This window comes from Prosthecobacter sp. (assembly GCF_049294395.1).
GTDB lineage: Bacteria > Verrucomicrobiota > Verrucomicrobiia > Verrucomicrobiales > Verrucomicrobiaceae > Prosthecobacter.
The window spans coordinates 1-8,869 of record NZ_JBAQCR010000170.1 but is presented as its reverse complement, the minus strand read 5'-3'; the positions used below and the strand labels follow the sequence as shown (position 1 = coordinate 8,869).

Genomic DNA, 8,869 nt, shown 5'->3' with positions numbered 1-8,869 from the left:
GCCCTCGCTTACCGACCCTGCTTTTCCAGGCACTGGGTACAAGCTGACTCAGTTCGGTGTGGATCTCTATTACACTCACCAGTTGACCTCAAAGTTGCGGGCAGGAACTGGCTATCACTTTGGGCGTGCCGACTATTTGGGGGTGGCCGGAAGAGATGCGGACCAGAGCGGCTTCTCCTTTGACCTGAACTACAACCTGACCGCCAAGGCAGGGCTTAACTTGGGCTACCGCTATTTCGTTACCAATTATAAGCAATCCAATGCGGATTCCACGCAGACACGCGTGATTTTGGGCTTCAATTACAATTTCTAACGAAACGGATCGTAATTGGTCTATGACTTTTGATCTCAGCCTGGCCGTGATCGGCATTGGCGCATGAGGGATTCAAAATTCATTCACTATCATCATGAAAAAGATATCACTGTCGCTGCTTCTGCTTGCCTTTGCTCTCCCGGCTTTGAAAGCTCAAGATCCTGGCTTTCGCATCCCTGAGTCCTCAAGGTCATCGCGCCAGGCACCTGTTTCCACTGGTGGTCCGGCCAACGCTGGTGCGGCAGTCTTGAACTCGATGGACGTATTGGACAACAATCGTCCCATCTCGGTGGGGGATACCATCAGTATCCGCATTTTGGAAGACCGCCGTGATGCGCTGCAGCAGGTTGTTGCAGTGACAGGGGAGGTCCAGGCCCCTTACGTGGGTTTGGTGAATGCCCGGGGAAAAACCTGCCGTGATCTGGCTTTCACCATCAAGCGGGAGTTGGAAAAGAATTTTTTCCAAAATGCCACCGTGGTCATCGCGATCGACAAACTGAACGAAAAAACTCAGATGGAGGAGCGGGAGGTGGACCTGGAGTTCTACGTCATGTTCGGCATCGTGGCCAGACAGGGAAAATACGATCTGCCGGCCAATGAAGACATTTCCATCAGCCAGGCCATTCTTCGTGCAGGTGGCTTTGCCCAGTTCGCCAACAAGGAAAAAGTGAAAATCATCCGCAAAACCCCTCAGGGAAACAAAACCATTTTGGTCAATGTGGACGGGATCATGCGTCAGGGCGACCTCGAGCGTGACGTGTTCATTCGCAAGGATGACGTCATCATCGTCGAAGAAAAGACTGTTAATTTCTAAAATACACGGGTTTCTCACAGGTATTTCGAAATCGAATGAGGTGAATTTGATTTAAAATCGAACAGTGCTGCGGCCAAATAAATCCAATGGCTTAAGTTGTGTTTTTGAGCGACTCTGCCTGCCCAAAAAATAACGGGAGACAGCAGCAGCCTTTGGCAGCCCGACAGAACAAATTTGGATTTTTGAAATCATGGAACAAAACCTCACCCTCCCAGGCCCGGCGCAATCCAGCACGCTGAGTCGTATTCACGAGGCATCCGCCAAATTCCAGCGTTACAAGATCCTGCTCCGCCGCCGCTGGTGGTTCCTGCTCCTGACGGCCAGCATTGGTGTTTGTGTTCAGGCCTTGCGCATTACCGGGCGCCCTCAGGAGTTTCGCTCCTTGGCTAAACTCGTGGCCGGCGGTCAGCTGGCGTTCAACGACAACGTGACCTGGCGTGAACAGCAGGCGGACTTCTACGGCACGATCATCGAAACGATCGAGAGCGCCGAAATGAAACGACGCGCGCTGGATCGCGTCAGAGCATTGAACCCGGATGTGAAGGATTCGGACGTGGAAATCCGCGTGGCTCAGACCAAGGGTTCGGCCATTTTCAACATCCTTGCGACAGGCTCTGAGCCTAAGTACACGAAGATCTTTTTGGACGCCCTGCTGGACGAGTTCATCGCGTTTCGTCAGAGCATCCGCGAGCAGGCTCAGGGCAAGGTGCTCCAGCAGTTCCTCACCGAGGTGGTGAACAAGCAGAAGCTCATGGAGGACAGCCTTGAGCGTCTCACCAAATTCAAAGCCGCCAACAACATCCTCACGATCACCAATGGCAACAATCTTGCCGCACAGTACCTTGGAAACCTGGAAGCGCAGCGGATAGCACAACGCACGACACTTGACGATTTGAAGCTCGCAATCGCCAACGTCAATGCCGCCATGGAGGCGCGTGAACGCATGCTGAGCGGAGCTGCGGCAACGCCTGGTGCTCCAGGTTCCAAAGGGGCCGAAACCACCCAGCCATCAGGCGCAATCAAGGCAACTGAGACCTCCCCCGGGCGCAATGGCATGACCATGGCGGAGCAGGATTACCTGCGCACCAAATCGAAAATCACTGAACTCAAGACCAAGCTGGACTCTCTTCTGATCCAGTTCAAACAGCAGCACCCGATGGTGCAGGATGTTACCGAAGAACTGGCGGCGCAGAAGGCGCTGCTGGCTTCCTATGCAGAGCAGATTCAGCAGGAGATGGTGACTCAGATGGCGGATATTCAGCGTCGCGTGCAGGTCTTGGACGCTCAGATTCTTGAGAAGCAGAAAGAGGCCCTCGATCTCGGCGGTAAAATCGCAGAGCACGACAAACTGGAGAAAGCGGCCGAGTCGGCCAAGTTGACTTACGACAAGCTCTTTGAAAAAGTGGAGAGCATTCAGAGCGTCTTCAATTCCCAGGCAGACTTTGTGGCCATTCAAGAGCGTGCCATCCCTGCCTATGAAAATGTGGAAGACTGGGTGATGCCCATCGTTGTCGGTCTCATTGGCGGCATGGGGATTGGCATTGTGATCCTGCTGTTGTTCGACCGTCTGGACGACCGGATGAATTCCTACAGTGAGTTCCAGACCTTGTTCCCCGGGGAAGCGGTTCTTGGGCAGGTGCCGGAACAGAGAAATCGCGGTGATGTGGCCCTGCTTCGTCCAAATGACGACCGCCATCTCTACGCCGAGGCCTTCCGCAATATTCGTTCCTCCATTCTCTTCAAAAACTGGCAGGGCAAGCCGCCGAAGACCATTCTCATCACCAGTGCGGTTCCCAATGAAGGCAAGACCACCGTCACCTCCAATCTGGCTGTTACCATGGCCTTGGCCGGAGCGCGTGTCCTGCTGGCAGATTGCGACTTGCGCCGTGGTGGTGTGAGCGAGCTTTTCAAGCTTCCCTCCACTCCAGGCTTGAGCGAAGCCCTGCGTGGCAAACTGCACTGGCGTGATGCCGTTCAGGAAACCAGCACACGAAACCTGGACCTGCTCGCCCGCGGTGACGTCTTTGATCAGACCTCGGAAATGCTGCTCTCCAAAACAGCCGAAGAGATGCTGCGTGAGATGGGTGAGGAATACGATTACGTCATCTTCGACAGTGCTCCTGTCCTCGTGGCGGATGACACCGCCAGCTTCGCGCCGAAACTTGATTCGGTGCTCTTCGTGGTGCGCATGTCCTCCACCATGGCCCGTCTCTCAGGCAAGGCTCTGGATCTGCTCTATGAGCGCCAGGTCAACATCGGCGGGGTCATTCTCAACCGCTCCAGCTCGAACCTGAAAGAGTACACCTATTACAATTACGCCAGCTACTACTACGCGCCCACCAAGACCAATCCGCAGCAGGCTGCTGAACCTGCCGCCGCGAAGTCCTGATTTAAATTTCTTTGATAATCGCGGCGCTAGTTCGGGCTGGCGCTGCATGATTGTCCAAGCCGCTGAGGGGGCAGGGAATGTCTCAATGCGCAGGCACAGTCGTCATGAGTTTGAGTGGTGGTTCCCCTGCGAAATCAGGTCCGTGGTCAGTTCCAGCAGTGATGCCGCCGCAGGAGAGAGCTCACTGCCCTTCTGCCAGACGGCGGCGATCTGGCGTTGCATTTTGGGTTCCCGAATGGCCACGGTAAGAATGGTCGCGGGCAGGTTTCCTGCCGCCAGCCGTGGGACAATGGCGAGTCCCAGCCCTGCGGAGACGAGCGCACGCACCGTTCCCAGTTCTCCGCTCTCGCACACGATGTGGGGTTCAAAACCGGCCTTGCGGCAGGCCTCCAACGCGGTGTCGCGGGCGCGGCCTTTGTAGAAGATGAAGGATTCAGCGGACAACTGCCGCAGCAGCACAGTTTTCTGTCCGGCAAGCGCATGCCTTTTGCCAACCAGAAGCACAAAAGGCTCGGTAAGCAGAGTTTGTGACTTGAAAGCCGCCTTGCTCGCGGGGAGCTGGAGAAAGCCGATGTCGGCCCGCCCGGATTCCACGCAGTCGGCCACACGCTCAGAACTGTTCTCGATCAAATGCAAGGCCACCTGATCATGCTGCTGGCTGAAGGTGTGAATCACCTCCGGCAGCAGGCAGGCGCTGACGCTGGGAATGGCTGCGATGGTCAGCTTGCCGCCCCGCAGGTGGGCCACATCGGAGACGATCGCCTTGGCAGCTTCGGCCTGCGTGAGGAGACCTTCGGCACGCGGCAGGAAAGCTTTGCCGGCGGCGGTGAGCTGCACTTCTTTGCGGCCGCGGTTGAAAAGGGGCGTGCCCAGCTCCGCCTCGAGATTTTTCATCTGCTGGCTCAGCGCCGGCTGCGCCATGTGCAGCCGCCCGGCCGCCCGGGTGAAACTGCGTTGGCGGGCGATTTCGATGAAGTAGCCGAGTTGGTAGAGTTCCATGACCCGTCATTGATATTTCTGATCCAGGGTATCGTAAAATCATCTTTTTCTTATGAGCAGGCGCTGCCATGATCTTTCTCATGCGCCGACTTTGCGTCCACACCATCACCACCAAACCGCTCAGCCTTGAAGAATGCCTCGTGCAGTTCCCGCAGCGCGGCGTCAGCGGCATCACCATCTGGCGGCAGGCCCTGGAAGGGCGTGATCTGGGTTCTGTGGCGCGTCAGACGCAGGACGCAGGGCTGGAAGTCGTGAGCCTGTGCCGTGGCGGTTTTTTCCCAGCCGCGACCACAGCAGGGCGGCAGACGGCCATTGATGACAATCTGAAGGCCATCGAGCAGGCGCACGCCATTGGCGCTCCACTCATCGTCTTGGTCTGCGGTGCCGTGCCCGGGCAGTCGCTGGTGGAGTCGCGCAAGCAGATCGCCGATGGCATCGCTGCGGTGCTGCCGGCAGCTGAGCAGGCGGGCGTGAAGCTGGCCATCGAACCCCTGCACCCCATGTATGCAGATGATCGCAGCGCCGTGAACACCATGCGCCAGGCCCACGAGATTTGCGATGTGCTGGGCTCGCCGAAATCGGTCGGAATCGCGCTGGATGTGTACCATGTCTGGTGGGATCCCGAGCTGAAGTCGCAGATTGATCTCGCAGGTCAGACCGGCCGCCTGCGGGCCTTTCACATCTGTGACTGGGGGACACCGACGATTGATCTCTTGAATGATCGCGGCCTCATGGGCGAAGGCTGCATCAACATCAAAGAAATCAGCGACTGGGTGGATGCCACCGGCTTCACGGGTTATCGCGAGGTGGAGATCTTTTCGAACCGCCTTTGGGCCATGGACCAGCAGGTGTTTCTGAAAAAGATCAGCCAGAGCTATGCGGCGCTTTATCCGGACGACACGGGCAACTAACAAACTTTAAACCTTAAACTTCGAACAATGGAAACCAAACGAATCGGCATCATCATGAACGGCGTCACAGGGCGCATGGGTACCAACCAGCACCTGATTCGCTCGATCAAGGCCATCCGCGATCAAGGCGGACTCAAGGTGAGCGATGATCTCACGCTGATGCCCGACCCGATTCTCACGGGGCGGAATCATGACAAGCTCAAGGCCCTGGCAGAGCGCACGGGGGTGACGCGTTACACCACAGACATCGATGCGGCGCTGGCCAACAAGGAGGACGAGATCTTCTTTGATGCCTCCGGCACTTTGCAGCGTGCAGGTTTTGTGGAAAAGGCGGTGAAGGCAGGCAAGGCGATCTACTGCGAGAAACCGACCGCCGTGGAAACGAGCGAGGCGCTGCGTCTGGCCAAGCTCTGCGAAGATGCCGGTGTGAAAAACGGCGTGGTGCAGGACAAGCTCTGGCTCAGCGGCATCCGCAAATTCCGCACACTGCGGGATCAGGGTTACTTTGGCCGCATCCTCAGCGTGCGTGGCGAGTTTGGCTACTGGGTCTTCACCGGTGAGGAAGGGGATCAGCCCGCGCAGCGTCCTTCATGGAACTACCGCAAGGAAGACGGCGGCGGCATCATTGTCGACATGCTCTGCCACTGGCGCTACGTGGTGGACAATCTCTTTGGCAAAGTGAAGGCCGTGAGCTGCATAGGAGCCACGCATCTGCCGAAGCGCATCGACGAGCGCGGCAAGCCCTATGTCTGCACCAGCGATGACGCATGCTACGCCACCTTTGAGTGCGAAGGCGGTGTCATCTGCCAGTTCAACAGCTCCTGGACGGTGCGCGTGCGGCGCGATGACCTGCTGACCATGCAGGTGGACGGCACGCACGGAAGCGCTGTGGTAGGTCTGCGCAAATGCTGGGTGCAGAGCATCGGCACCACGCCACGGCCCACGTGGAATCCAGACATCGACCAGCCGATCGATTTCTTCGGCGGCTGGCAGGAGGTGCCTGACACGACGACCTATGACAACGCCTTCAAGATCCAGTGGGAGGAATTTCTCAAGCACGTGGTGCTGGACACACCCTTCCCCTGGACCCTTCGGGAAGGTGCCAAAGGCGTGCAACTCGCTGAGCTCGGCCTGCAAAGCTGGGAGCAGCGCAAGTGGCTGCCGGTTGGCGATCTTTGAGGATGCGCCCGAAAGAATCTTGAGGCGGAAGGCGCTACGGCGTTGCGCAACTCCGGTGCGTGGGTGAAGGTTCCCGCACCGAATGTTGCGCGCCATAGGTCGTTACTCACTCTCCATTGTTCATGAACTGGGCGACTTTGCTCTCTTTACAGGGCAGTCTTTTCGTTCCGCAGTGGGTGCGCGGCGGCTTGGCAGGCGCATTGCGCGCGCCGGTTTTGAGCAGGGCGTGCGCTGCCTGCCGGTGATCCTCATCGTGGGCATGTTCACCGGCTTGGTGCTCGGCCTGCAGGGGTATTACGTCCTGAACCGCTTCGGCTCCGAAAGTTTGCTGGGCACCCTCGTCTCCCTCAGTCTGATACGTGAACTGGGGCCCGCCCTGGCGGCGCTGATGCTGGTTGGGCAGGCAGGGTCCGCCCTGGCGGCAGAGCTGGGCATTCAGCGCAACACAGAGCAGATCGCCGCACTTGAAACAATGGGCGTGAGCAGTCATGCCTATCTCATCACTCCGAGATTGCTCGCCGCACTGGTCGTCTATCCCATGCAGACGGCCCTGTTTGTCACCGTGGGTTTGTGGGGCGGCAGCCTTTCAGGTTCACTCCTGCTGGGCCTGGAGCCCGGCGTGTACTGGTCCTCGGTGGAGCACGCGGTCAAGGCCCAGGATGTGCGGGAGTGCATCATCAAGGCAGTCACCTTTGGCCTGCTGACGATTTCATTGTGCGCCTACCATGGCTTTAACGCCCATCGCTGCAGTTCCGCCACCGGCGCGCGTGCCGTCAGTGCCTCCACCACCCGTGCCGTGGTGCAGTCCAGCATCATTGTGCTGGCCGCAGATTACATCATCACCTCCTTCCTCGTCTGATCATGGGTGCTGATTCCAATCCAATGTTGCTGCGCATCGAAGGCTTGAACAAGTGCTTTGGAGAGAACGTCGTGCTGGATGGCGCCAGCCTCAATGTGCCGCGCGGCAGTCTCGTGACCGTCCTCGGTCGCAGTGGCGCTGGCAAATCGGTGCTCTTGAAATGCCTGGCCGATGTCATTCGTCCGGATGCAGGCAGCATTCACTTTGACGGCAAACTCCTCAGCATCGGCGATGCGGCCGCACGCGCCGATTTCCGCCGCCGTTGCAGTTTCCTTTTTCAAAGCAATGCCTTGTTCGACTCCCTGACTGCCCTGGAAAATGTGGCCCTCCCGCTGGAGCAGACCACGGATCTTTCCGACAAGGAAATCCGCGAACGCAGCCTCGAGGCGCTGCGGCAGATCGAGCTCGAAGCGCATCAGGACCGCTATCCCAGCCAGCTTTCCGGCGGCATGCAGAAGCGCCTGGCCCTCGCACGCGCCATCGTCACGCGGCCGGAACTCGTGCTGTTTGATGAACCCACCGCCGGCCTTGACCCGCTGCGGCGCAATGCGGTCTTTGCCATGATCGCGAAGTATCAACGTCAGTTTGGCTTCACTGCCTTGGTGGTCACGCATGACCTGACCGAGGCGCTGATCGCCAGCGACCGCGTGGCCCTCCTTGACAAAGGGCGCATGTGCTTTGAAGGCACTCCTGCTGAATTTTCCGCCTCCACCGTCGCCATGGTGGAGGATTTCCGCGACAGCGCGGAAGCACTTGGCCGTACACTTGCTGCTATACGTCGTGGCGAAGCCCTGCAATCTGAAGACTCATGAAACAATCCAAGCTGGAACTTTACGTTGGCCTCTTCGTCCTCCTGGGGATCGCCGCCATCGTCTACCTGACGGTGAAGCTCGGCTCAAAATCGCTGATCGGTGGAGACACCTATGTCATGGAGGCACGCTTCACCAATGCAGGAGGGCTCAATGCCGGCAGCAGTGTGCTGGTGGCGGGTGTCCCTGTGGGACGGGTGGAAGGCATCCGTGTGGATGGCACCGACTACACTGCCATGGTGACCCTTCGCGTGGAGGCCGGTCTGAAGCTGCCCACCGATACGATGGCTTCCATCAAAACCACCGGACTCATCGGAGACAAATACGTGGCACTTGCGCCTGGTGCGGATGAAACTTACCTTTCCGCTGGTTCTCGGATCACGATGACTGAGTCCTCGGTCGATCTGGAGTCGTTAATTGGCAAAATGGCTTTTGGCAGTGTTGAAAAAGGCAAAGTCTCCCCACCCCCCGCCCCATGACCCTACGTTTTCTGCTCCCGCTTCTCCTGGCCGCCGCGCCATTGGCCGTGTCCGCTCAGCTCGCCGAAGCTCAGACCCGTCTGAAAACCGCCGTCACTGAGGTGCTGGCCGTGGCCG

Annotated in this window: 9 protein-coding genes; 8 read left to right on the top strand and 1 reads right to left on the bottom strand. The window is 58.2% G+C overall.

The window, feature by feature from the left end; genetic code table 11:
* The 3 genes from WAW39_RS11650 to WAW39_RS11640 all read left to right on the top strand — a co-directional run.
* The coding region (locus WAW39_RS11650) for an outer membrane beta-barrel protein (protein ID WP_422318945.1) at positions 1 to 313 on the top strand (313 nt) is incomplete at its 5' end.
* 94 nt (positions 314 to 407) lie between these two features.
* The gene (locus WAW39_RS11645; RefSeq protein WP_422318943.1) at positions 408 to 1,127 is read left to right on the top strand and encodes a polysaccharide biosynthesis/export family protein; all 720 of its coding nucleotides are present in this window, start codon (positions 408 to 410) and stop codon (positions 1,125 to 1,127) included.
* A 190-nt stretch (positions 1,128 to 1,317) separates the two neighbouring features.
* A complete protein-coding gene (locus tag WAW39_RS11640; RefSeq protein WP_422318941.1) occupies positions 1,318 to 3,516 on the top strand; it encodes a polysaccharide biosynthesis tyrosine autokinase in 2,199 nt (732 codons plus the stop codon).
* A gap of 102 nt (positions 3,517 to 3,618) precedes the next feature.
* Here WAW39_RS11640 and WAW39_RS11635 read toward each other — a convergent pair whose 3' ends face one another.
* Positions 3,619 to 4,515, bottom strand: coding sequence for a LysR family transcriptional regulator (locus WAW39_RS11635; protein WP_422318939.1), 897 nt, complete (start codon positions 4,513 to 4,515; stop codon positions 3,619 to 3,621).
* An 80-nt stretch (positions 4,516 to 4,595) separates the two neighbouring features.
* Here WAW39_RS11635 and WAW39_RS11630 point away from each other — a divergent pair, with 80 nt between their 5' ends.
* The 5 genes from WAW39_RS11630 to mlaD all read left to right on the top strand — a co-directional run bounded on the left by WAW39_RS11630 (position 4,596) and on the right by mlaD (position 8,752).
* Positions 4,596 to 5,426, top strand: a complete 831-nt coding sequence (locus WAW39_RS11630; RefSeq protein WP_422318937.1) for a sugar phosphate isomerase/epimerase family protein — start codon at positions 4,596 to 4,598, stop codon at positions 5,424 to 5,426.
* A 27-nt stretch (positions 5,427 to 5,453) separates the two neighbouring features.
* Positions 5,454 to 6,605: a Gfo/Idh/MocA family protein gene (locus WAW39_RS11625; RefSeq protein ID WP_422318935.1), complete on the top strand. Its 1,152-nt coding sequence runs from the start codon at positions 5,454 to 5,456 to the stop codon at positions 6,603 to 6,605.
* Positions 6,606 to 6,687: 82 nt separating this feature from the next.
* On the top strand, positions 6,688 to 7,464 hold the full coding sequence (locus WAW39_RS11620; RefSeq protein WP_422318933.1) for an MlaE family ABC transporter permease: 777 nt from the start codon (positions 6,688 to 6,690) through the stop codon (positions 7,462 to 7,464).
* Between the two features lie 2 nt (positions 7,465 to 7,466).
* Positions 7,467 to 8,276 carry an ABC transporter ATP-binding protein gene (locus tag WAW39_RS11615; RefSeq protein WP_422318931.1) on the top strand — a complete coding sequence of 270 codons (810 nt, stop codon included), beginning with the start codon at positions 7,467 to 7,469 and terminating at the stop codon, positions 8,274 to 8,276.
* Positions 8,273 to 8,752, top strand: coding sequence for an outer membrane lipid asymmetry maintenance protein MlaD (gene mlaD, locus WAW39_RS11610; RefSeq protein ID WP_422318929.1), 480 nt, complete (start codon positions 8,273 to 8,275; stop codon positions 8,750 to 8,752). Before WAW39_RS11615 ends, mlaD begins: the two co-directional genes overlap by 4 nt.
* Positions 8,753 to 8,869 lie beyond the last annotated feature (117 nt).

Coding starts and splice junctions, on each gene's coding strand:
- WAW39_RS11635 (WP_422318939.1), bottom strand. CDS start 4,515: ATGGAACTCTACCAACTCGGCTACTTCATCGAAATCGCCCGCCAACGC.
- WAW39_RS11640 (WP_422318941.1), top strand. CDS start 1,318: ATGGAACAAAACCTCACCCTCCCAGGCCCGGCGCAATCCAGCACGCTG.
- WAW39_RS11645 (WP_422318943.1), top strand. CDS start 408: ATGAAAAAGATATCACTGTCGCTGCTTCTGCTTGCCTTTGCTCTCCCG.
- WAW39_RS11615 (WP_422318931.1), top strand. CDS start 7,467: ATGGGTGCTGATTCCAATCCAATGTTGCTGCGCATCGAAGGCTTGAAC.
- WAW39_RS11620 (WP_422318933.1), top strand. CDS start 6,688: ATGTTGCGCGCCATAGGTCGTTACTCACTCTCCATTGTTCATGAACTG.
- mlaD (WP_422318929.1), top strand. CDS start 8,273: ATGAAACAATCCAAGCTGGAACTTTACGTTGGCCTCTTCGTCCTCCTG.
- WAW39_RS11630 (WP_422318937.1), top strand. CDS start 4,596: ATGCGCCGACTTTGCGTCCACACCATCACCACCAAACCGCTCAGCCTT.
- WAW39_RS11625 (WP_422318935.1), top strand. CDS start 5,454: ATGGAAACCAAACGAATCGGCATCATCATGAACGGCGTCACAGGGCGC.